The organism is Phreatobacter sp. (assembly GCF_051860605.1).
GTDB lineage: Bacteria > Pseudomonadota > Alphaproteobacteria > Rhizobiales > Phreatobacteraceae > Phreatobacter.
This window is the reverse complement of the sequence record NZ_JBHYDR010000001.1, coordinates 418,136-440,506: the sequence shown is the minus strand read 5'-3', so window position 1 is coordinate 440,506 and position 22,371 is coordinate 418,136. Positions and strand designations below refer to the sequence as shown.

At 70.7% G+C, this 22,371-nt stretch carries 21 protein-coding genes and 1 pseudogene; 11 read left to right on the top strand and 11 right to left on the bottom strand.

Annotation, left to right across the window (positions count from 1 at the left end; translation table 11 throughout):
* Positions 1-30 precede the first annotated feature (30 nt).
* Together ACTIFS_RS02045 and ACTIFS_RS02040 are read right to left on the bottom strand one after the other, a co-directional pair.
* The gene (locus ACTIFS_RS02045) at positions 31-966 is read right to left on the bottom strand and encodes a threonine/serine dehydratase (protein WP_439572362.1); all 936 of its coding nucleotides are present in this window, start codon (positions 964-966) and stop codon (positions 31-33) included.
* Between the two features lie 60 nt (positions 967-1,026).
* Positions 1,027-1,734 carry a DUF429 domain-containing protein gene (locus tag ACTIFS_RS02040; protein ID WP_439572361.1) on the bottom strand — a complete coding sequence of 236 codons (708 nt, stop codon included), beginning with the start codon at positions 1,732-1,734 and terminating at the stop codon, positions 1,027-1,029.
* A gap of 46 nt (positions 1,735-1,780) precedes the next feature.
* On the opposite strand from ACTIFS_RS02040, the gene ACTIFS_RS02035 reads away from it, so the two are divergent.
* Together ACTIFS_RS02035 and ACTIFS_RS02030 are read left to right on the top strand one after the other, a co-directional pair.
* The gene (locus tag ACTIFS_RS02035) at positions 1,781-2,452 is read left to right on the top strand and encodes a transglycosylase domain-containing protein (RefSeq protein WP_439572360.1); all 672 of its coding nucleotides are present in this window, start codon (positions 1,781-1,783) and stop codon (positions 2,450-2,452) included.
* A gap of 62 nt (positions 2,453-2,514) precedes the next feature.
* Positions 2,515-3,243 (top strand): AprI/Inh family metalloprotease inhibitor, encoded by a 729-nt coding sequence (locus ACTIFS_RS02030; RefSeq protein WP_439572359.1) that lies wholly within the window; start codon positions 2,515-2,517, stop codon positions 3,241-3,243.
* A gap of 4 nt (positions 3,244-3,247) precedes the next feature.
* Here the strand turns inward: ACTIFS_RS02030 and radC are convergent, their stop codons facing one another.
* Positions 3,248-3,961 carry a RadC family protein gene (radC, locus tag ACTIFS_RS02025; protein WP_439572358.1) on the bottom strand — a complete coding sequence of 238 codons (714 nt, stop codon included), beginning with the start codon at positions 3,959-3,961 and terminating at the stop codon, positions 3,248-3,250.
* Positions 3,962-4,114: 153 nt separating this feature from the next.
* On the opposite strand from radC, the gene acuI reads away from it, so the two are divergent.
* The 5 genes from acuI (at position 4,115) to ACTIFS_RS02000 (ending at position 8,559) form a co-directional block, all read left to right on the top strand.
* Positions 4,115-5,101, top strand: a complete 987-nt coding sequence (gene acuI / locus ACTIFS_RS02020) for an acrylyl-CoA reductase (NADPH) (RefSeq protein WP_439572357.1) — start codon at positions 4,115-4,117, stop codon at positions 5,099-5,101.
* A 47-nt stretch (positions 5,102-5,148) separates the two neighbouring features.
* A complete protein-coding gene (locus ACTIFS_RS02015) occupies positions 5,149-5,643 on the top strand; it encodes a hypothetical protein (protein ID WP_439572356.1) in 495 nt (164 codons plus the stop codon).
* A gap of 180 nt (positions 5,644-5,823) precedes the next feature.
* Positions 5,824-7,209, top strand: a complete 1,386-nt coding sequence (locus ACTIFS_RS02010) for a TAXI family TRAP transporter solute-binding subunit (RefSeq protein ID WP_439572355.1) — start codon at positions 5,824-5,826, stop codon at positions 7,207-7,209.
* 53 nt (positions 7,210-7,262) lie between these two features.
* Positions 7,263-7,706 (top strand): Fur family transcriptional regulator, encoded by a 444-nt coding sequence (locus ACTIFS_RS02005; protein ID WP_439572354.1) that lies wholly within the window; start codon positions 7,263-7,265, stop codon positions 7,704-7,706.
* Positions 7,693-8,559, top strand: a complete 867-nt coding sequence (locus ACTIFS_RS02000) for a lysophospholipid acyltransferase family protein (protein WP_439572353.1) — start codon at positions 7,693-7,695, stop codon at positions 8,557-8,559. Before ACTIFS_RS02005 ends, ACTIFS_RS02000 begins: the two co-directional genes overlap by 14 nt.
* Here ACTIFS_RS02000 and addA read toward each other — a convergent pair whose 3' ends face one another.
* Genes addA through ACTIFS_RS01985 form a run of 3 tightly spaced genes read right to left on the bottom strand, consistent with a single transcriptional unit; the run spans position 8,560 to position 16,041 of the window.
* Positions 8,560-12,012, bottom strand: a complete 3,453-nt coding sequence (gene addA / locus ACTIFS_RS01995) for a double-strand break repair helicase AddA (RefSeq protein WP_439572352.1) — start codon at positions 12,010-12,012, stop codon at positions 8,560-8,562. It lies immediately after the preceding gene.
* A complete protein-coding gene (gene addB / locus ACTIFS_RS01990) occupies positions 12,009-15,074 on the bottom strand; it encodes a double-strand break repair protein AddB (protein ID WP_439572351.1) in 3,066 nt (1,021 codons plus the stop codon). The genes addA and addB overlap by 4 nt, the downstream gene beginning before the upstream one ends.
* Before the next feature lie 55 nt (positions 15,075-15,129).
* Positions 15,130-16,041 (bottom strand): NAD(P)-dependent oxidoreductase, encoded by a 912-nt coding sequence (locus tag ACTIFS_RS01985; RefSeq protein WP_439572350.1) that lies wholly within the window; start codon positions 16,039-16,041, stop codon positions 15,130-15,132.
* 88 nt (positions 16,042-16,129) lie between these two features.
* Here ACTIFS_RS01985 and ACTIFS_RS01980 point away from each other — a divergent pair, with 88 nt between their 5' ends.
* Genes ACTIFS_RS01980 through ACTIFS_RS01970 form a run of 3 tightly spaced genes read left to right on the top strand, consistent with a single transcriptional unit; the run spans position 16,130 to position 18,107 of the window.
* Positions 16,130-16,678, top strand: coding sequence for a phosphonopyruvate decarboxylase (locus tag ACTIFS_RS01980; protein WP_439572349.1), 549 nt, complete (start codon positions 16,130-16,132; stop codon positions 16,676-16,678).
* A gap of 11 nt (positions 16,679-16,689) precedes the next feature.
* On the top strand, positions 16,690-17,325 hold the full coding sequence (locus ACTIFS_RS01975; protein WP_439572348.1) for a thiamine pyrophosphate-dependent enzyme: 636 nt from the start codon (positions 16,690-16,692) through the stop codon (positions 17,323-17,325).
* Positions 17,325-18,107, top strand: a complete 783-nt coding sequence (locus tag ACTIFS_RS01970) for a HesA/MoeB/ThiF family protein (protein WP_439572347.1) — start codon at positions 17,325-17,327, stop codon at positions 18,105-18,107. Before ACTIFS_RS01975 ends, ACTIFS_RS01970 begins: the two co-directional genes overlap by 1 nt.
* Here the strand turns inward: ACTIFS_RS01970 and ACTIFS_RS01965 are convergent.
* On the bottom strand, positions 18,079-18,981 hold the full coding sequence (locus tag ACTIFS_RS01965) for a DMT family transporter (protein ID WP_439572346.1): 903 nt from the start codon (positions 18,979-18,981) through the stop codon (positions 18,079-18,081). The genes ACTIFS_RS01970 and ACTIFS_RS01965 overlap by 29 nt on opposite strands.
* A gap of 232 nt (positions 18,982-19,213) precedes the next feature.
* Here ACTIFS_RS01965 and hisE point away from each other — a divergent pair, with 232 nt between their 5' ends.
* Positions 19,214-19,594, top strand: coding sequence for a phosphoribosyl-ATP diphosphatase (gene hisE, locus ACTIFS_RS01960; protein WP_439572345.1), 381 nt, complete (start codon positions 19,214-19,216; stop codon positions 19,592-19,594).
* Positions 19,595-19,945: 351 nt separating this feature from the next.
* On the opposite strand, the pseudogene ACTIFS_RS01955 reads toward hisE, so the two are convergent.
* The 4 genes and pseudogenes from ACTIFS_RS01955 to ACTIFS_RS01940 all read right to left on the bottom strand — a co-directional run.
* A pseudogene (locus ACTIFS_RS01955) lies at positions 19,946-20,251 on the bottom strand (DUF167 family protein); the annotation flags it as partial.
* Between the two features lie 17 nt (positions 20,252-20,268).
* Positions 20,269-20,559, bottom strand: a complete 291-nt coding sequence (locus ACTIFS_RS01950) for a YggT family protein (protein WP_439572344.1) — start codon at positions 20,557-20,559, stop codon at positions 20,269-20,271.
* Between the two features lie 112 nt (positions 20,560-20,671).
* The gene (locus ACTIFS_RS01945; RefSeq protein WP_439572343.1) at positions 20,672-21,553 is read right to left on the bottom strand and encodes an ABC transporter permease; all 882 of its coding nucleotides are present in this window, start codon (positions 21,551-21,553) and stop codon (positions 20,672-20,674) included.
* A 10-nt stretch (positions 21,554-21,563) separates the two neighbouring features.
* Positions 21,564-22,355: an ABC transporter ATP-binding protein gene (locus tag ACTIFS_RS01940; RefSeq protein ID WP_439572342.1), complete on the bottom strand. Its 792-nt coding sequence runs from the start codon at positions 22,353-22,355 to the stop codon at positions 21,564-21,566.
* Between the last annotated feature and the right edge of the window lie 16 nt (positions 22,356-22,371).

The following is a 22,371-nucleotide window of genomic DNA, read 5'->3' as shown; positions in this document are numbered from 1 at the left end:
CGGTTACGAAACGCGGCCGGATCGATCCCGTCAGATCACCCCGGCCAGCGCACCAAGATCGACATTGGCCCCGCAGGCCAGAACGCCGACCTTTTCGCCCGGCTCCGGCCGGTAGGCGCCCGATGTCAGTGCGGCGAGCGCCGCCGCGCCGCCCGGTTCGCTGGCAACCCTGAGCCCGAGCCAGAGCCGGCGCTGCGCCTCGACGATCGCCGCATCCGGCACCAGCACCACCCGGTCGACGTGGCGGGATGCGGTCTCGAACACGCGGGTCATGACATTGCGGGCACCCAGCGAATCAGCCGCCACCGACTGCACGTCGACATCGACCGGTCCGCCGGCCGCCAGAGCGGCATGCAGGGCACAGGAGCCCTCCGGTTCCACGCCCACCACCTTCACGCGGCCTGCAAGCCATCGGGCGATGCCGGAGATCAGGCCGCCGCCACCGACGGCCACCAGCACGGTGTCGAGGCCGGGTGCGTCCTCCTCCCATTCGAGACCCGTCGTGCCCTGTCCGGCCATGGTCGCCCAGGCATCATAGGCATGGACGGAGAGCGCGCCGGTCTGCGCGGCAAAGGCCTCGCAAGCCGCCAGCGCGTCGGCATAGCGCGCGCCGCCCACGACCGGGTCGATGCCGGTCTCGCGGATGCGCGCGATCTTGGCCGGCGAGGAGATTTCGGGGACGAAGATGCGCGCCGGAATGCCGAGACGCGCGGCGGCATGGGCCACCGCAATGCCGTGATTGCCGCCCGAGGCCGCGCAGACGCCCGCCTCCGGCATCGGTCCGGCGAGCAGCGTGTTGAACGCGCCGCGCGCCTTGAACGTGCCGGTGACCTGCAGGAATTCCAGCTTCATCGTGACCGGGTAGCCGAGGCCGAACGCATCGGGCTCCATCCGGACCACCGGGGTCCGGCGCACATGGCCGCGGATTCGCTCGTGGGCGGCGCGGATATCGTCGCTGTCGATCATGCTGTCCTCGTTGCCGACCTTGGGGCCGGGTCGGCACCGGAGCCGCTGGGCGCGCGACCGTCAAGCCCGGATCGCGACGGGCAGGCCATGCGCATCCCGGCCCGGCGGATCGGGGAAGCTCAGCGCCTGGCCGGCCCGGATGCGCCGCGCGACGAGAGCACCCGCGGCGGCATCCAGGAGGTCGTCGGCGCCGGCTCCGCGCGGCACGTCGGCGAGAAATGCCTCGGGAAAGCCGGCCGCGACGAGCAGGCCGCGCCGGAAGGCCATGCCCGGCGGATGGATGCGCGACTTCACCTTCTTCGGCACCGGCACGGCGGTTTGGCCGTTGAGCTGCCAGAACGCGACCTCCGGATGCATCTCGTGGACGCGGGCCGCAAGGTCCGGATCGGCGCGAAGGAGCCCATCCACCTCGCGCACCTTGGCGAACAGGCAGAAGGCCTGTTTGGAGACCTTGCGTGGCGGATCGGAGGTGGCGAGCGCGGCCCGGCACGCAGCCAGGTAGTCCGGCGCTTCCACCGCCGCGCGGGCAGGAATGGAGAAGACCGAGGATTGTCTGCCGCCGAGCAGCGGCCGGACCAGGCTCTCCGGTCCCCGCCCGCCCCGCCCCGTTCGCTCGGGCAGGCCGATCGGCATGTCGACGGCCACCACCGCCATGCCGGCGACGAGGTCGGCGAAATGCCGCGTCACCGTGACGCTGGGATGGATCGGCCCGGCGGCTGCGATGGTGACGGCGATCCAGCCCGCGCGGCAACCATCGATGCCGCTCACGCGTTCGGCTGTGCTAGGAAGGCTATCTGCCCCGGCCCGGAGTTCCATGATCCGCCGCATCCTCAAGCGCGTCGCCCTCGTCGCCGTCCTCGTCATGGCGACGCCGGTGGTGCTGACCCTCCTCTATACGGTCGTCACGCCGGTCTCGACCCTGATGGCCTGGCGCATGGTCACCGGGCAGACGGTCACACGTCAGGTCGTGCCGCTGACCGAGGTCGCGCGCACCGTGCCGGCCGCGCTGATCGCCGCGGAGGATTCGCGCTTCTGCATGCACCGGGGGGTCGACTGGCGCGAGCTGATGGCGGTGATCCAGGACGAGGACGGTCCGAGCCGCGGGGCCTCGACCCTGTCCATGCAGGTGGCCCGCAACCTGTTCCTCTGGCAGGGCGATTCCGGCCTGTCGGCGATGTTCAGAAAGGGCCTGGAGATCCCGATCGCCATGTTTATCGACCTCGTCTGGTCGAAACGGCGCATGATGGAAATCTACCTCAACATCGCCGAATGGGGTCCGGACGGCGAGTTCGGCATCGAGGCAGCGAGCCGGCGGGCCTTCGGCAAGCCGTCTGCGCGGCTGACGGCGGCCGAGGCGGCGCTGATCGTCTCGGTCCTGCCCAATCCGGTCCTGCGTGACCCCAGGGCCCCCGGACCGGGGGTCCGCCGCAAGGCGGCGATCGTGGCACGGCGCGCGGGCGGCGCAACCACCGGCTGCCTGGCCTGATTCGGCTGCCACTATGCCCACGGCCAGTGGACGACCGCGGCGAAGCGCGGCTAAATCGGACGATGGACTTCCGCGCCAGCGCTTTCCTTGCCCTTGCCGCACCGGTTCTCGCCGCCCTCGTGACGATGGCGCCCGCCCGGGCCGAAAACGCGCGCGCCGCACCCGCGCAGGTGGCGCGCGCCCTCGGGGCATGGGAACTCTCGAACCCGGCCGGCGACCGCAAATGCGAGGTGGCCTTCAAGCCCGAGCGCGCCGGCCCCGGCTTCGCCATCGGCTTCCATGCCGATTGCGCCAGCCTGTTCCCGGCCATCGGGGCGGTCTCGGCATGGTCGGTCGCACCCTCCGGCGCCATCCGCTGGCTCGACCGGGCGGGAACGGCGCAGTTCGAGTTCGACGAGACCGAACTCGGCATCTTCGAATCGCTGCGGCCCGGCGACCCGACCGTCTATTTCCTGACCAATCTCGGCCTTGCCGGCCAGCAGCCGCCCGCCGCCGACGAGGTGGCCGGCATCTGGACCCTGGGCCAGCCCGCCGGCCGCGCCCTCTGCACGCTCGACCTGAAGGCGGAGCTTGCCGCCGATGCCGGTGCGCTCGAACAGCGCTTCGCCCTGGTGGTCACCGACGGCTGCGAGCGCTCGATCGCCGCCCTTGGGCTGGCCAGCTGGCGCCTCGAACGCGAGATCCTCGTCGTGGCCGGCCGCGCCGGCTCGCTGTCGTTCCGCCGGGAGACGGACGGGCGCTGGATCAAGACCCCGCAGGACAACCGCCCGCTTGTGCTCGGCCGCCCCTGACCGGTCAGATCAGCTTCAGCCCCCGAAAGCTGGCATGGCCGTCGCGCCCGACGATCAGATGGTCGTGGACGGCAATCCCCAGCGGCTTGCCGATCTCGACGATCTGGCGGGTCATGGCGATATCGGCCGGCGATGGCGTCGGATCGCCCGACGGGTGGTTGTGGACGAGGATGATGGCGCTGGCCGACAGTTCCAGCGCCCGCTTCATCACCTCGCGCGGATAGACCGGCGTGTGATCGACCGTTCCCTCGCCCTGAACCTCGTCGGCAATCAGGATGTTCTTGCGGTCCAGATAGAGCACGCGGAACTGCTCGCGCTCGGCAAAGGCCATGGCCGTGCGGCAATAGTCGATCAGCGCCAGCCAGGACGACAGGACCGGCCGCTGCACCACTTTCGACCGTCCGATGCGGATGGCCGCGGCATGGGTCACCTTCAGCTCCAGAATGACGGCGGCGCTTGAACCCTCCACCTCCGCGAGCAGCCGCTCGGGTGCCGCCAGCACCTCCGCGAAGGATCCGAAGCGCTTCAGCAGCGCCTTGGCCAGCGGCTTGACGTCGCGCCGGGGAATGGCGCGGAACAGCAGAAGTTCGAGCAGCTCGTAGTCGGCCAGTGCATCGGGTCCCGCCTCGCGGAACCGCCCGCGCAGCCGCTCGCGGTGCCCGTGGAAGTGCGGCACCTCGGCAAAACCCGGTTGCGCCCTGTCCGTCTCGCTACCCATCCGTGCCTCTCGCCCCGACGCTATCCGAAGCGCATGGCCGGGCACGTTCCGGTTCAATACGGATGGCGGGGCATCCGACCATCGGCCAGAGCCGGGGGCCTTGCCACGGACAGCCGTCGCGCCGACCTTGTGGCCCGCATGGAGGAGACGGGCATGGGCACGTTCAGCGCGATTGTGGTCACCAAGGCCGAGACGGGCACCGAGGCCCGCCTGGGGTCCTTCGACGAGGCGGACCTGATGGAGGGCGATGTCACCGTCCGCGTCACCCATTCCACCGTCAACTACAAGGACGGCCTCGCCATAACCGGCAAGGCGCCGGTCGTGCGCCGCTTCCCGATGATCCCCGGCATCGACCTGGCCGGCACGGTCGAGACCTCCTCGCACCCGGATTTCAAGGCCGGTGACGCCGTCATCCTGAACGGCTGGGGCACCGGCGAGACCCATCTCGGCGCCTATGCCGGCAAGAGCCGCGTGAAAGGCGACTGGCTGGTGCCCATGCCGGACGGCCTTTCCGCTGCCGAGGCCATGGCCATCGGCACGGCCGGCTACACGGCCATGCTCTGCGTCATGGCGCTGGAGCGCCACGGCATCACGCCGGAGCGTGGGCCGATGATCGTCACCGGCGCTGCCGGCGGCGTCGGCTCGGTAGCGACGGCCCTTCTGGCCAGGCTCGGCTATCACGTCATCGCCTCCACCGGCCGGCCGCAGGAGGCCGACTACCTGAAGGGCATCGGAGCCGCCGAGATCATCGACCGGGCCGAGCTTTCCGCTCCCGGGCGGCCGCTCGGCAAGGAGCGCTGGGCCGGCGGCATCGACTCGGTCGGCTCGCACACGCTCGCCAATGTCCTCGCCCAGACCCGCTATGGCGGTGCTGTCGCGGCCTGCGGCCTGGCCCAGGGGATGGACCTGCCGACCAGCGTTGCACCCTTCATCCTGCGCGGCGTGTCGCTGCTCGGCGTCGATTCGGTCATGGCCCCGAAGGCGCTGCGCATCGAGGCCTGGTCGCGCCTTGCCCGCGACCTCGACCGCGAGCGGCTTGCCGCCATGACCTCGACCATCCCGCTGGAGGGCGTGATCGAGGCCGGCAAGGCGATCCTGGAGGGGCGGATCCGTGGCCGCGTGGTGGTCACGATCGCCTGACAGGATCGTCGGGCGTCCGGTCCTTCGGACGCCGGAGACAGGATCTCATGCCGCTGGATCGCCGTGCCTTCCTCCTCGCGACGCTGACCCTTGCAGGCGGATTGCGGCCGGCGACCAGCCAGCCGGGCTATCCGCCGCCCTTGCCCGGCATGGCGCCGCCCGGCCCTGGCGATGCCCAGCGCCACCATTTCGAGACGCTGCGCCAGCAGGAGATCCAGCGCCAGCAGTTCGACAGCATCCAGCGCGGCCAGGACATCGAGCGCCAGCGCAATCTGGACACCCTGCGCCGCCAGCAGGATGGCCAGCGCCGCGCTCTCGATGCCGCCCGCCGCGAACAGCTGGAGCGCGAGCGCCAGCTCTCCATCCAGCGCGGCGGCCAGGTGCAGGGCCGGCGCCGCGCCACGCCGCCCGATGCTGCAACGCGCGAGCGGATCAACCGCGCCGCCCGCCCCTCCGGCAGCCGGAACGATTTCGGCATTCTCGCCGAGGACCCGCCGCCACGCCGCAGTCGCAGGCCGCGACGCCCGACCGCCCCGCGCTAGGCCGTTGGCGCCGGCACCGGCGCTCGCCGTTCCGGAGGCCAGAATGGGTGTCGATGCCGGGCCCGGATGCAGCATCGTCTACCGGCGCGGGTCCCGGGGCGGCCCGTGACCCAGACGGGCCGGCCGGCAATGGCTCTCGCATCAAAAATGGGCCATGATCGCCGCGGAACCTGAGCCGGCATGTCTCGCACCCGTCTTGTCATCTTCTCCATCGTCTGCGCGCTGATCGGCGCGAGCGCGCTTGCGACCTTCTGGTACAACCGCCCGACGACCGTGACCTTCGCCGTCGGCCCGCCGGGCTCGGAGGCGGCGCGGCTTGTCGATGCGCTGCGCCTCGCACTCTATCGCGAGCGGTCCAGCGTCCGGCTGCGCATCGTCACCTCCGAATCGCCGAGCGACAGTGCCGCCAAGATCGAGCGCGGCGAGGCCGAGTTCGCCGTCATCCGCCACGACATTGCCTTCCCGCCGGCCGCCCAGGCCGTGGCCATCTGGCAGCGCAATCCGGTGGTTCTCGCAGCGCCCGGCGGATCGGGGATCGAGCGCTGGACGGATCTCTCCGGCAAGACCGTCGGCGTGCTGGGCCGCGGCGTCGGGTTCAACATCACGCTGGTCCAGCGTATCCTGCGCGAGCACGGCGTGCAGCCCCAGACCGTCCGGATCATCGAGGTCGCGCCCTGGGAGGCCGGCGACTCCTTCCGCCGCAATCTGCTCGACGTCATGGTGACCATCGGCCCGGTCTCCGCGCGGCCCGTTGCCGATGCCGTCGGCTCCATGGTGCGGATGGCGCCGGAGAACCGGGTGGATTTCATCGCGATCCGCGAGGCCGACGCCATCGCCGAGCGCGTGCCGTTCCTGGAGACGGCGGAGATCGTCGCAGGCGCCTTCGGCTCCAACCCGCCGCGGCCGGCAGAAACCCAGCCGACGCTGAGCGTCCTGCACTATCTGGTCGCCAACCGCAGTGTCTCCGACGCGGTCGTCTCCGAATTCACCCAGCAATTGTTCAACCTGCGCCCGACCCTTGCGACCCAGCATCCGGCCGCGCACCGCATCGAGGTTCCCGAGACCGATCGCGGCGCCTCCGTGCCGGTCCATCCCGGCGCGCACGGCTATCTGACCGGCGAGCAGAAGAGCTTCCTCGAGCGCTACAGCGACGTGCTCTATCTGGCCATCTTCGGCCTGTCGCTCGGCGGCTCCGCCATTGCCGGCCTGTTCGGCTATCTTGGCGTCGGCAAGAAGGACGAGGATCCCGGATTCCTGCCCGAGGTGCTCGCCATGCTGCGCGAAGCCCGCGGCACCGACGACACCGACGTGCTCGACGCCATTGCCCACAGGGCCGACGACATTTTCGTCCAGTCCATCGAGGACTCCAAGAAACCGGGCTTCGATTCGACACGCTTCGCCACGCTGAGCCTCGCCCTCGACCGCCTCAACGACAGCATTGCCGACCGTCGCAGGGCCATCGCCATGATGGCCGATGACGACTGGGAGGAGGCCGTCGAGGCCCCGGCGACCGCGCCGGCACCGCCCGGCGAGCCGGTGCCGCTCTCCCTCGCGTCACGGGGATGACGGGGCCGCCCGCCGGGGCTATAGGTGCCCATCAGCCCGGCTGCGGAGGACAGATGGTGGCATCGGAGAAGTCCCACGACCAGGTCAGCGCGATCGAGGACGCCTGCATTGCCAAGGGCATGCGGATGACCGACCAGCGCCGGGTGATCGCGCGTGTCATCGCCAGTGCCGAGGATCATCCGGACGTCGAGGAACTCTACCGCCGCGCCAGCAGTGTCGATGCGAACATCTCGCTGTCCACCGTCTACCGGACCGTCAAGCTGTTCGAGGATTCCGGCATCATCACGCGCCATGCCTTCGGCGACGGCAGGGCGCGCTACGAGCAGATCCCCGATGCCCACCACGACCACCTGATCGATCTCAGATCCGGGCGCGTCGTCGAGTTCCAGTCCGAGGAGATCGAGCGCCTGCAGGCCGAGATCGCCCGCAGGCTCGGCTACCGGCTGGTCGACCATCGTCTCGAGCTCTATTGCGTGCCCCTCGATGAAGAGCAGTGATCGCCCCGGCACCGAGTTCGGCCGCGGCGGGCCGTCCATCTTCGACACGATGCGGGCCATTGTCTGGGTCGTCGTGCTGCTTGCCGTGGCGCTGGTGCTGCTGCCGGTGCAGATGGTCGCCCATGGCTTCGGCCTGAAGCTGCGCCACACGATCCCGATGCTGTTCCACAGCCTCGTGCTGAGAGCGCTCGGCGCGCGCGTGACCGTGCGCGGCGAACCCACGGACCGACGGCCGCTGCTTTTCGTGCCGAACCATGTCAGCTGGCTGGACATCATGGTTCTCGGCTCCTTCTCGCCGATGTCCTTCGTCGGCAAGTCGGAAATCGCGCGCTGGCCGGTCTTCGGCTATCTGGCCAAGCTGCAGCGGACCATCTTCGTCGACCGCGACCGCCGGCAGGCGACCTCCCGCACCGCCGACGAGATGATCCAGCGCCTGCGCGAAGGCGAGCCGGTCGTGCTGTTCGCCGAGGGCACCTCTTCCGACGGCAACCGGGTCCTGCCGTTTCGCGGTGCGTTGATCGGCGCGGCGGAGAACCTGGCGCGGGCCAGCGGCGACACCGTCTGGATCCAGCCGATCGCGCTGGCCTACCGGCGCATCAACGGCCTGCCGTCCGGCCGCCAGCACCGCCCGCGCATCTCGTGGATCGGCGACATCGAGCTGGTGCCGCATGCCTGGGACCTGCTCAAGGACGGCGCCATCGACATCGACCTCATCTTCGGCAATCCGGTGCCCTTCGACCCCACAGCCGACCGCAAGGCCATCGCCAAGTTCCTGGAACAGCGCGTGCGCGGCATGCTGTCGGCCTCGCTCACCGGCCGCGAGGACCGCCTGCCGCCGCTCGCGGCGCTCTGATCAGGAACCCGCCCACCCCGTGCCGAGCGCCGCGTCGAGCGCCCGGTCCAGCCGGTCCTCCGCCAGCACCATGACCGATGGCGCAGCCGTCCAGACCAGCCAGGCCTCGACCGGCCGGCCGGGATGGATGCGCGCGACGAGCGCCCGATAGGCGGCCATCTGCGCGACATAGGATTCCGGCACGGCCTCGGGGCTCGCCGGCGGGCTGGCATTGGTCTTGTAGTCCGCGACGATGATCCGGTCGGGCAGCACCACCAGCCGGTCGATCTGGCCGGAGATCGCCCGCCCGCCGAGCCGGCCGGCAACCGACACCTCCGCACGGCCTGTCCCCGAGAACAGCGGTGCAAGAGCCGGATCCTCGAGGATGGTCATGACCGCCGTGCCGATTGCGCCCCTGAGATCGACCGCCTCGGGCCGGCTGTCGAGAAAGCGGGCCATGGCGGCCGGCCGGGCTTCGGGCGGCAGGTCGGGCAGGGATTGCAGCAGGCGGTGGACGAGCGTGCCGCGGACCAGCGCCGACTGCCGGGCCTGGGCGAGGCCTGCGGCCGCCGGCCGGTCGGCATCGGCCAGCGCCGATGGCGACAGCAGGCGTGGCGGCCGGACCGGCTGCGGCGCATCGCGCGTCAGCCAGCCGGGCAGACCCTGTCGTTCCGATGGCCCGACGCCCGTTTCGGGCGCCGCCGGTGCCGCTGCCAGATGCGCATGCGGGCCACGCCAGCGCAGGACCGTTCCCTCGCCGTCATCCGCCGCCTCCTCGACCGCGCCCGGCCCGAGCTGGTCCGCGATCATGTCGTACCAGACGTTGCGCGCGCCCTTTTTCGGCCTTGCGCCACAGATGATGAGCCGGTCCGCGGCACGCGTCATGGCCACATAGAGCAGGCGGCGATATTCCTCCTCCTGGCGGGCGCGGCCCTCCAGCCGGGCCGCCTCGACCAGCGTGTCGTCGGTGCGCTTCGACGACGACCAGACGAGCCGGGCCGGAGCCCCTGCCGGGCTGTTCGGCGGCGTGATGCGGAACAGTTTCGGATCGTGCCGGCCGCCCGGCGCGCCCATCGTGTCCGCCAGGATCACGATATCGGCCTCCAGCCCCTTGGCGCCGTGGACGGTCATGACCCGCACCTCGTCGCGGGCGAGGTCCATGTCGCGCTTCACCTCGATCGCGCCCGCGCGCGTGTGAGCGAGAAAGCCCCGCAGCGTCGGAATGTTCCCCTGCTCGTAGGCCAGCGCCAGCGACAGGAACTCGTCGAGCGGATCGGCGGCCTCCGAACCGAGCCGCTCGAGCATCCTGAGGCGGCCGCGGTCGCGCGACAGCACCCGCGCGTAGAAGCCGGCGGGGGACAGCGTGTGCGCCTCCTCGCGCCAGCGGGCGAGAAGCGCGGCCTCCAGCCTGCCGCTCGCCTGCACAGCGTCCCACAGCGAGCCCTCCCGGTCATGGGCGAGCGCGAACAGCGTCTCCTCGTCGAGGCCGACCAGTGGGCTCTTCAGCACCGCGGCCAGCGAGAGATCGTCGTCGGGGGTCAGCAGGCAGTCGCCAAGCGCCATCAGGTCCATCACCGCGATGTGCTCGCCGAGCACCAGCCGGTCGGCGCCCGCCACCGGCACGTTCGCGGCCTTCAGGGCGGCGATGATCGCGTCGAACAGCCCGCCGCGCCGGCGCACCAGGATCAGCACGTCGCCGGCACGGATCGGCCGGGCCTTGTCCGGCAGGTGCATCCGCCGGTCGAGCCAGGCCCGCGCATGGCCGGCAATGCGGGCGGCCAGCCGCTGCGCGGGGGCGCTCGCGCCCGGCCGGTCGAGCGGCTCGCGCCAGGCGGTCTCCTCCTCCTCGTCGAGCGGCTCGACCGCCGGCCACAACTCGACGAGCCCCGGTGCCTCGCGCCGCGCCGCGTCGTGGAGCGCCACCGGCACGCCCTCGGCGGAGAGCCCGCGGCGGTTCTCGCTGTCCTCGAAGACCCGGTCGACCGCGCTCAGCACCGCCGCCGTCGAGCGGAACGAGAAGGTCAGGCGGATATCCTGGTGGAACGGCTGGCCGGCCTTGCGGAAGGCGGCGGCGAACTGGGTCCGCATGCGCTCGAACCAGCGTGGATCCGCGCCCTGGAACGAATAGATCGACTGCTTCTCGTCGCCGACCACGAACAGCGTGCGCGGCACCGCCCGTGCTCCCGCGCCGGCGGTGAACTCCTCCGCCAGGGCGCTGACGAGCTCCCACTGCGCCGGGCTGGTGTCCTGCGCCTCATCGACGAGGATATGGTCGATGCCCTGGTCGATCTTGTAGAGCACCCAGCGCGCCCGGTCCTCGGCGAGCAGGGCCCGGGTCCTGTCGATCAGGTCGTCGAAGTCGAGCGCGCCGCGCGCCGCCTTGTCCGCCTCCACCCGCTCGACCATGGCATGGGCCAGCCGCATGAGCGCCGCCGTGTTCTCGAACAGGACAACCGGGCGCAGGCGCGCGTCGAGCGCGACGAGGCGGTCCTGCTCGGCGTCGAGCCGGTTCGCCAGACCCGGATTGCCGTCTCGCACGGCTTTCGTGATGAGACGTTCGACCTTGGTGTCCTTCGCGGTAAAAAAGATGCTTCGGTAGAGGGCCGGGGCATGGTCCGGATCGGCCGCCGCGCGCCTGAGCAGGCCGGCAATGGTCTTCTCGCGGGCGGCGCTCGACAGATGCTCCAGTTCCGCCGCTACCGCCGGCCACTCGGATGGCGGGATGGCGCTGCCACCGACGATCTCGCGCGTCAGGGCACCGGAACTCTCGCCCGGCCTCACGCCGAGCATGTCGGAGAGGCGGCCGAGCGCCGCCTCGAGGCTGCCGTCCACCTCCACCTGCCGCAGGATGTCGGCCCGCCCACGCAACGCCTCGCCGAGCAGCGTGTCGATGGTCTGGTCGGCCTCCAGCGCCGAGAGATGGGAAAGCGCCATGCCGAGCGGCCCGTCCGGATCGCGGCCGGCCGCCAGCAGAACCGCCAGCTTGGCCCGTTCGACCAGGCGCGCATGGCCGGCCTCGTCCAGCACGGTGAACTGCGAGGCGACATTGGCCTCGAAGGGGAACTGGTGCAGCAGCCGCTCGCAGAAGGCGTGAATGGTCTGCACCTTCAGCCCGCCTGGCGTCTCCAGCGCCTCGGCGAACAGGCGCCGGGCGCGCACGAGCCGCTGCGGCGACGGCGCCTTGCCGTCGAGATCCGCGAGTTCGCGCGTCAGGGCGGCATCGTCCAGCCGTGTCCAGGCCGCGAGGATGTCGAAGACGCGGTTCGCCATGGTGGCGGCCGCCGCCTTGGTGAAGGTCAGGCACAGGATGGCGCCCGGCGGCGTTCCGGCCAGCATCAGCCGGATGACGCGACGGGCCAGCACGTAGGTCTTGCCCGAGCCGGCATTGGCCGCGACCCAGGCCGACAGGGCCGGATCGGAGGCCTTGCGCTGGGCCTCGACGGCGGGAGGCGGGGGAATCAGGCGGGCGCTCATTCCGCGCCCCCCGCCGACCATTCCCGCACCCGTGCCAGATGCGAATAGTCGTTGTCCCGCTTGGCCATCAGCTTCGGCATGTTCCACGACAGGTAGCCCTGGTCCTCGCGTTCGAAACGCGCCACCCAGGCCTTCAGCTGCGCCAGCGTCTCCGCAGCCAGCGTCTCGGCATCGCTGTCCTTCAGGTCGAGGGTTTCGAACGTGCCGGCCGGGTCGCGGCCGCTCAGCTTGCCATAGACCAGCGCGGTGACGGTGAGGCCGGGATCGATGCCGGCAAAGCCGCCGTCTTTCAGAATCGCCGCCTCCAGCGGCATCTGCGGGGCGAGGCCGCAGAGCACCTCCTTTTGGCCGGGCACCCCGCCGGTCTTGTAGTCGACGATCGCCGCCGTGCCGTCCGGGGCGACGTCGATCCGGTCGGCCTTGGTGGTCAGGCGGAACTGCCGGCCATGGCCGATGTCCCAGACCATCTCGCCGCGCTGTTCGGCATGGACCAGCGGATAGGCGCGCCGCCGCGCCGCATCGGTTCCGGTGAACCAGCCGGCGATCCGCAGGAAGCGCGGCCACCACACCGCCCGCACGGCGGGATCGTCCCACCACGGCGCGAAGGCCTCCCGGCCGAGGGCGGTGAGACGGTCCAGTGGATCGGGCGGCGCCCCGCTGGCGGAGACCTCCCGCGTATAGGCATCGATCGCATCGTGGATGATCGTGCCGCGCTCGGCGGCGCCCGGCGCCTCGTCGAGGGCGGCGAGCGCAGTCAGCCCGAGCACATGGCGCGCATAGATGGCATAGGGGTCGCGCTGCCAGGTCTCGATGGCCGTGACCGACAGGCGCTGCGGGCGCACCACCACAGGCGGCTTCGGGTTCGGTCTGGCGATGCGCCGGACGGCCTCCGGCCGGTCCAGCGTGCGGGCGAGCGCGAGCAGCGCCTCGCCGCGCGCCGTCAGGCCGTCCCAGACATCCTTGCCGAGCACCGCGGCCAGCCGCTGCAGCCAGCGCGAGGCGACCGTCGGCACGCCGCCGGCCTTGGTCGCACGGGTGAGGATGACGGAGGGCGTGCCCATGAGCTGGCAGATGTCATGGGCGGCAAGGCCGATGCGCCGCTCGGGCGGATCGATGCCGAAGCTCTGCCGCATGGCGCGATTGAGCCAGGGATCGAGCCGCGTCTCGCCAGGCCAGGAGCCTTCCACCAGCCCCGCCAGAACCACGGTATCGACATCGAGCAGGCGCGCCTCGACAAGGCCGAGGATGCGGATCCGCGCTCCGGGATCGCCGGGCACGCGCACCGTTCCGGTGGCGAGCAGCTGCTCGAACGCGCCCGGATAGTCGGCCGGGGCGAGTGCAAACGACTCTGCCGTGCCCCTCGCCATGCCGTCCATCAGGTCGATGAGTTCGGCCCCGCCCTCGGGGGCTGAATCGAGGCCGAGCGCGTCGAGCGCCGCGCGATGGGCGGCGGCAAGGGTGGCGAGCGGCGCCTCACCGGCCGCGCCTAGGGCCACCAGCGGGGCAAGGGCCGCCGCGATGCGGTCGATCAGCGCGCGCCCGCCGGCAAGGTCGCCCTCGCTGATCCGGCGCACCGGATCGGTGGCCGACGGCCTCTGCGGCCGGGTGGCCGCGAGCGCCGCCGCATAGCCGGCAAGGCCGCCGGCCGGCCGGATGCCGCGCAGCACGCAGAGCTCGAGCGCCGCGATGGCCCGCATCCGCTCGGCCGGGTCGATATCGGACAGCACGGAGGGATGGGCGGCCAGCGCCAGCACCTCCTCCGGTGCCGGATCGTCGAGCGCGATGGCGGCGACCAGTCGGGCCGCGGCCGCCGGTCCGGTGCCGGCGAGCGGGCGTCCGCCCGAATCGTCCACCGCGACGGACCAGCGGTCGAGTTCGGCCATCACGCGGCGCGCCAGCATGCGGTCGGGCGTGACCAGCGCGGCGGTCGCCTCAGGGTCCTCCGCCACCTGCCGCAGCGCAATCGCGATCGCCAGCGCCTCCTCGCGCTCGCCGGCAGCCTCCACCACTGTCACGCCCGCGAGCGCCCCATCCGGAACGGGAAGGGCGGCACCCGCCCACAGATCCGTGGTCGCGGCCGGCCGCATGGCCTGCGACAGCAAAGCCTCGCGCCCATGCGGCAAGGGGGGCGCGATCTCGACCACATCGGCGCGGGCGATGCCGACATGATCGACCAGCCGCTTCAGGCCGAACTGCGGATGGGCATGGGCGGCCGCGCCCCTCGCCTCGCCGATCGCCTGCCAGGACGGGCCGTCGAGCGCGAGATCGAGGCCGGGCAGCACCAGCGCCCCGCGCGGATGGTGCGCAACCGCCCTCAGGAGATCGCGTGTCGCCGGGATCGAGCCGGTCGAGCCGGCGGCCACGACCGGCCCCGGCATGGCAGAAAGGCGCACCGTCTCGGCGGCGATCTGCCGGTCGCGCCGCACGGCGGGCTCGGCAAGGCCGGTCTCGGCGAGATGGTCCGGCCAGTGGGCCGTCGCGATCTTCAGGAAGCCGAGGGCAAGGCGCCAGTAGTCGTCGAGGCTCGCCTCGACGATGCCGTCGAGCGCCGACCAGTCGACCCGCTCGGTGGCGACCTGATCCATCAGCCGCATCAGTTCGGCGGCAAGGCCGAGCGCCTCGCCGGTCGAGGCGCCGACGATGAGCGGGTCGCCGGGGCCGCGCGGAACCACCGCTTCGCCGACAGTGGCGGCCCAGCTGCGGACAAGACCGGCAAGGACGAGGCGGCGGTCGAGATCGCCGATGGCCGGCGGGATGGCGTCGATGCCGAGGACGTCCAGCGGGTCCGGGTCGGCAAAGGCCCATTCCGCCTCGTCGACGTCGCCGATCGGCGCGATCCGCGGCAGCAGCACCGCACTGTCCCCGACAAGCCCGGCGAACGTGTCGCGCAGGGCCCGGCAGGCGCGCCGGTTCGGCAGCAGGATGGTGCCGGCGGCCAGCGACAGGGGGTCGCCCGCATCCGGCCAGCCGGGGACCACCTCGCCCGCAAGAATGGCCTCCGCCAGCGTCCGCAGCAGCGGGCGGGAGGCGGGAATCGTCAGGACGCGCGGAAGCCGGGCCATCCGCTAGTCGTGACGCGCCCGGCGCCGGGGAGCAAGAGCCGGTCTGGCAGCAGCCTCACGCCGGCGGCGTATAGCCCTTCGGCAGCCGCGCCCGCTCGATCTGGGCGATGTCGCAGGCGACATCGACCATGGCCGAGAAATCGTTCTGGCCATAGCCGCGGGCCCGCGCCTGGGAGAACGCCTCGCGGGCGGCAGCCGCCACCGGCAGCGGCACGCGCGCGCTGTTCGCCGCCTGGACGATCAGCGTCAGGTCCTTGTGGGCGAGGTCGATGGAGAAGCCCGGATCGGTGTCGCCGGCCAGCACCTTGTTCGGCCAGTTGACCTTGAGCTGGCCGTTGGTGGCGGTGGTGCCGTAGAGCACGTCGAGCGTCTTCGACAGATCCAGCCCGAAGCGCTGCGACAGCGACAGGGCCTCGGCATTGAGCTGGCACAGGATGATGGCGAGGTAGTTGTTGACCAGCTTCATGCGCGTGCCCGCCCCCGGCCCGCCGGAATGGTGGATGGTCGTGCCCATGGCGTTCAGCAGCGGCAGCACGCGCTCGTAGTCGGCATCGTCGGCGCCGACCATGAACAGGCTCTGGCCGCGATCGGCATGCCAGGCCAGCCGACCGACGGGCGCGTCGACGGCGGTCATGCCGCGGCGACGGGTCTCCTCGTGCAGCCGGTCGGTGGTCTCCGGGTCGATGGTCGACATGTCGAGGATGAGCGTGCCGGGCTTGGCGTGGTCGAGCACGCCGCCGGGCGCCAGCACCACTTCGCCAACCTCCTTGCCGGTCGGCAGCATGGTGACGACGATCTCCGATGCCGCGGCGATCTCGGCCGGCGTGCCGCGCTTCGCCCCCAATGCCTCGAGCGCCGCCACGGGCTCTTCCACGACGTCATGGACCATGAGCGAAAAGCCCTTGGTCTGCAGGTTCGAGGCCATGCCCCTCCCCATCTTGCCGAGCCCGATGAATCCGATCGTCATGCCTGACCTCCCCTGACGGCTACTTGTCTCGAAGCGGAGGCGGCGTCATGGTCCGCCCCTCGCGAAGGACGCGGAGCCTAGCCAGTCGATGAACGCCTTGCATCCCCAGACCACGCATGCCTCGCCCGCCGGTTGGCCAGGTGACATCTTTGCCGCCCTGACGGCCGCGAAGGTGCGCCAGGTCGCCTATGTGCCCGACGGCGGCCATGCCGAGCTGATCCGCGCCGTCCATGCCGATCCGGCCATGATCGGCATTCCGCTGACCACCGAGGAGGAGGGCATCGCGCTCGTCTCCGGCGCCTGGCTGGGCGGCGACCGCGCCTGCCTGCTCATGCAGTCATCGGGCGTCGGCAACTGCATCAACATGCTGTCGCTGGTGCGCAACATGGGCGGGCCGTTCCTGACCTTCGTGACCATGCGCGGCGAGTGGGGCGAGTTCAATCCGTGGCAGGTTCCCATGGGCACCGGCTCGGCCGACGCCTTCCGCCTGATGGGCGTCCACGTGCTCCGGGCCGACGAGCCCAAGGAGGTCGGCCCGGCCGCTGCCGCCGGCATCCGCATGGCCTATGAGGGCGGCAGCGCGGTGGCCGTGCTGCTCGGCCAGAAGCTGATCGGCGCCAAGGTCTTCGTGAAATGAGCAAGCCCGCCATGTCCACGCCCGCCATGTCCACGCCCGCCATGTCCACGCCCGCCATGTCCACGGCCGTCAACCGCCTCGACCGCCGCGCCGTCGTCGCCCGCCTGCTCGGCCAGCGCGGCGAGGCCATCGTCGTCACCGGCCTCGGCTCGCCGACCTATGACGTGGCCGCCTGCGGCGACCATGACCGCAACGTCTATCTGTGGGGCGCCATGGGCGGCTGTGCGGTCATGGCGCTCGGCATCGCGCTCGCCCGGCCCGATACGCCGGTGATCGCCGTCACCGGCGACGGCGAGATGCTGATGGGGGTCGGCTCCTTCGCCACCATCGCCATGCAGCAGCCGAAGAACCTGACCGTCGTCGTGCTCGACAACGGCCTTTATGGCGAGACCGGCGGCCAGGCGAGCCATTCGGTGGTGGCCGACCTCGCCGCCATCGCCGGCGCCTCCGGCATTGCCGACGCCCGTGCCATCGACGGCATGGACGCGGTGGAGCGGCTGGCCGCGCGCGCGACATCCACCGGCAACGGCCCCTGCGTCGCGGTGGTGAAGATCGACCAGGCCGAGCGCGAGCGTGTGCTTCCCACCCGCGACGGCCATGCCATCCGGGCAAGGGTGCGGCAGGCGCTGGGGCTTTCGATCGACTGATGTTCTCCGCCGACGAGCTCGAACGCTATGCCCGGCACATCGTGCTGCGCGAGGTCGGCGGTCCCGGCCAGCAGAGGCTGAGGCGCGCGCGGGTTCTGGTCATCGGGGCGGGAGGCCTCGGCGCGCCGCTCCTGCTCTATCTGGCGGCGGCCGGGGTCGGCACCATCGGCATCGTCGATGATGATGCGGTGGCGCTGTCCAACCTTCAGCGCCAGGTCATCCACCGCAGCGAGGACGTCGATGTCCTGAAGGCGGAGAGCGCGGCCAATGCCATTCGCCGGCTCAATCCCCACGTCGAGGTCGTCAGCCACGTCCTCAGGCTGACCGCCGCCAATGCACAGGACCTGGTCGCCGGCTACGACATCGTCGCCGACGGCTCGGACAATTTCGCCACCCGCTACGCCGTCTCCGATGCCTGCTTCCATGCCGGACGGCCGCTGGTGACCGCCGCGGTCGGCACGTTCGACGCGACGCTGACCACGTTGCGCCCGCACGAGACCGGCCCCGACGGCACGCCGAACCCGACCTATCGCTGCCTGTTCCCGCAGGCCCCGCCCCCCGGCACGGTTCCAAGCTGCGAGGTCGCCGGCATCCTTGGCGCGCTGACCGGCATCATCGGCTCGATGATGGCGCTGGAGGTGATCCGCGAGATCGTCGGCTTCGGCGAGGGCCTCACCGGCCGCCTGCTGATGATCGACACCCGCGCCATGCGCTTCGAGACCGTGCGCTATCGCTGGGATCCGGCCAATCCGCTCAACGGCTCGGCCGCCGCGCCAGCCTGAACAGCCGGCCGTCGATGGCGGCAAGGCCGAGCCCGATCAGCGCCATGCCGGCGAAGTGCCGCGCCTGGAGGCTTTCCCCCAGGAACAGGCCCGACAGCACGATGGCCGAGACCGGGATCAGGAAGGTGACCAGCAGCAGGTTGGTCGGCCCCGCGCTGTCCAGCACGCGGAAGAAGATGATGTAGGCGAGCGCGGTCGACAGCACGGCAAGGCCAAGGATGGCGGCGGTTGCGGCAGGGCCCGGAACCGCCATGAGCCAGGGCCTGTCTGCGACGAGGACGACGGGCAGGATCATGAGGCTGGTCCAGACGAGCTGGCCGCAGGCCGTTGCCATCGGTGTCAGCGCCAGGGCCTTGATGCGGCGGCCCCACAGGCCGGAAAAGGCATAGGAGAGCGCGCCGCCAAGGCAGGCGAAAAGCGCCCAGAGCGGAACGTCGCCGGCGCCCGCTGCGGCCGGGCCGACCAGCACCACCACGCCGGCAAGGCCGACCAGCACACCGGCGATCTTCGCGGGTGTCGCCGGTTCGTCGGTCGTGAACAGGTGCATCACCACCACAGAGAACAGCGGCGTCGTGGCATTGAGAATGGCCGCAAGCCCGGCCGGCATGGCCGTCTGGCCCCAGAAGATCAGCGAGAACGGCACGAGATTGTTGAGCACCGCCATCACGCCGAGAACGGTCCAGGCCTGCCGCCCGCGCGGCAGATGCTGGCCGGCAAGGCGGATCAGCAGCAGCAGCACCGCCGCGGCGATGGACACGCGCGCCAGCACCAGGCTGAACGGCGGCAGTTCCGTCACGGCGACGCGGACGAAGAAGAACGAGCCGCCCCACAGGACCGATAGGGAGATGAGCAGCAACCAGTCGCGCGCCGACATGAAAGTCCTGTCTGGTCCCGAGCAGCCGGGCCGGGTCCTTCATCGGCCAGACGGGCCGGCCGTGCCACCCGTTTCCTGCCGTTCGGCGCAGTTTCATCCGGCCCGCCGCAAGCTGGCGGCAGTTGCGTCATTGACAGGGCACAATTTCGTGCCAGCGTGAGTCATCCGCAGAAATAGACAAGCGAATCAGGCCTGTCTCCATCCGTCCAGCCCCCGGGGACCCCAGACCGACATGACAAATGCCATCGACCGGCTGCACAGGGCTGTCTCCGACGTGAGGCAGGGCCATGCGTCCCAGTCCCGGACGGCGAGGCTGCTTCAGGGCGGGCTTGCGCGGATGGCCAAGAAGCTGGTCGAGGAAGCGTCGGAAGTGACGCTGGACGCGGTGACCGGCGACCGCGACGCGGTGGTCCGCGAGAGTGCGGACATGTTGTACCACCTGACCGTGCTCTGGGTGGAGCTCGGCATCTCGCCCGACGAGGTCTGGGCGGAGATGGACCGGCGCGAAAAGCTCTATGGGATCGCCGAGAAACTGCACAAGGGTCCGGTGGCCGTCATCAATGGCGCAGTCGCCATCGCCTCAAGCGATCCGGGCAAGGACCGCAAGGGCTGACGACAGGCCCCTGGCCGGACCTCACTCCCTCAGAAACAGTGGCAGATCGACCGGCGGGCGGCGCACCTCGCGGTTGACGGCATTGACCATGCCGACGGCCCGCCGCACCAGCCAGCCATCGCGGCGTGGGCAGCCTTCCTGGGCGAGATTTTCGGCGGCCCGCAGGGTCCGGATCAGCCGCGCCCGGTCGGGTGCCCTCAGGCCGGCGCGTTCCACCGTCACGCGCGAGCGGACGAATTCCATCCGGTCGGCGCAGATGTCGCCGCGCACCATGAACTGCGCGGATGCGGGCGACGCCGCACCGAAGGACAGCAAGCCAAGCGACAACCCCGCCAGCAGGGCGAGGCCGAACAGCCGGGCCGCGACCTGCGACAGGCCGGCCGGGTCGCCCCTGACCGCGACCGTCTTGAGCCGGGCCGTCTGGCCCTGAACCACGCTGACCTGCGAGCGCGCGACGGCGAAGGCCTCGGCCACCAGCGTCTCGAGCGCGGCATTGGCCCGCCCGTCCTCGGGTGCGGCGCGGACCCGCGCCCGGACGACGGGGCGCCCGTCGGACAGCGCTGCCGCGCCCTCGATGGCGTCACGGCCGCCGCGGGGCGTCAGCCTGACGTCGATCAGCAGCGCATCGCGGCCGCTCCGGTAGGGCGCCTCGGTCATTCCGGCTCCTTGGCTGTTCAGAAGACGTAGGGCCTGACGTAATAGCTCAGCACCAGCTGGATGAAGACGATGCCGAGCAGCAGGACAATGGGCGAAAGGTCCACCACGCCGAGATTTGGCATGCGCCTTCGGATCGGGGCCAGCACCGGCTCGGTCAGCGCCCGCAGCGTCTGGTCGATCTGGGCCACCACCTGGTTGCGGTAGTTCACCACATTGAAGGCGATCAGCCACGACAGGACCGCGGAGATGATGATCACCCACCAGTAGATGTTGAGGGCGATGATGATGATGTCGATGATGGCTTTCATGGGCCTGCCGTGGACATGCGAAGACGCGCGCCGGATGCGCGCCTCCGATTTATGGGGTCCCGGGGCCGCGGGAGCAAGACGCCTCGCCGAATTGGCCTGCGCCAGCGGCTGATCAGGCTGCCGCGAAGGACGAGCGCTGTGCCCAGCCGGTCATCCGGTTTTCCAGCCAGACGGTGGCCATGTACATGGCGACGCCGAGGATCGCGAGCGCGATCAGCGAGGCGAACAGCAGCGGCACGTTGAAGTCGGCCGAGGCGCGCGCCATCAGGTTGCCGATGCCGAAGCGTGAGGCGTTGTACTCGGCGATCACCGAGCCGATATAGGCCAGCGTGATGGCGACCTTCAGCGAGCCGAAGAAATAGGGCAGCGACCGGGGAATGCCGACCTTGGTCATGATCTGGAATTTCGAGGCCCCGAGCGCCTTGAGGACGTCCTCGGTCTCCGGCTCGATGGTGGCGAGCCCCGTGGCGACATTCACCACGATGGGGAAGAAGGAGATCATGAAGGCGGTGAGCACGGCCGGCAGCCAGCCAACCCCGAACCAGATGACGAGGATCGGCACCACGGCGACCTTCGGCACGGTGTTGAAGCCGACCAGAAGCGGATAGAAGCCGGCATAGACGAAGCGGCTGGCCCCGAACAGCAGGCCGAGGGCGAGGCCGAAGGCGACCGCCAGGCCGAAGCCGGCAATGGTCATCCACGCGGTATGGAAGGAATGCAGGCCGATCTGGCGCCGGAACTGCCACAGGGACAGGGCGATGTCGCTGGGTGCCGGCAGGACGAAGGTCGAGACGTTGAAGATGCGGCAGCCGGCCTCCCAGGCGAGGAAGGTCCCGGCGGTGCAGATGAGCGGCGCCAGTTGCAGCATCAGCTTGGTGCGGTCGGTGATGCCCGACATCAGCACGCGCCCGAGGATCAGCGCGATATAGACGACGACGCCGGCCAGCAGCGCCAGCGGCCAGGCGTTCAGCAGGAAATCCACCAGTCCGTCCATGCTCCGCCCCTCAGGCCGTGCTGCGCGCTTCGGCGATGCGTGCGCGCAGTTCGTGGACGACGTCGGTGAACTCGCGGGTATAGGTCACCTCGAGGTCGCGCGGCCGTGGCAGCGGCACCTCGCGCTCGGCAATGATCCGGCCCGGCCGCGACGACATGCAGAAGATCCGGTCGGCAAGGAAGGTGGCCTCGCGCAGGTCATGGGTGACGAGGATCACCGTCAGCGTGCCGGCCATGCGGGCATGCAGGTCGCGGATGACGCACCACAATTCCTCGCGCGTGAAGGCATCGAGGGCGCCGAACGGCTCGTCGAGCATCAACAGCTTTGGCTCGTGGATGAGGGCCCGGCACAGCGAGGCGCGCTGCTGCATGCCGCCCGACAATTGCCAGGGAAACTTCGCCCCCGCCCCGGCAAGGCCGACCGAACCGAGCAGGGCCTCGGCCTTGGCCTCGTATTCGGCCTTGTGGCGCCTGAGGCGGGAACGGTGCGGCTCGACGATCTCCAGCGGCAGCATCAGGTTCTGCAGCGTCGTGCGCCAGGGCAGGAGGGTTGGCGCCTGGAAGGCCATGCCTGCCATCTTGACCGGCTCACTCACCTCCCGGCCATCGACAATGACCGCGCCCTTCTGGGGAAACTGCAGGCCGGTCGCCAGCTTCATCAGGGTGGACTTGCCGCAGCCCGAAGGTCCGACCACCGCGGCGAACTCGCCCTCGTTGACCTTGATGTCGAGGCCATCGACGGCAAGCGTTCCGCCGGTCGAATAGGTGTGGCTCACGCCTGTCAGTTCAACGAAGGGACGCAAGGGCTGGCTTTCGGCG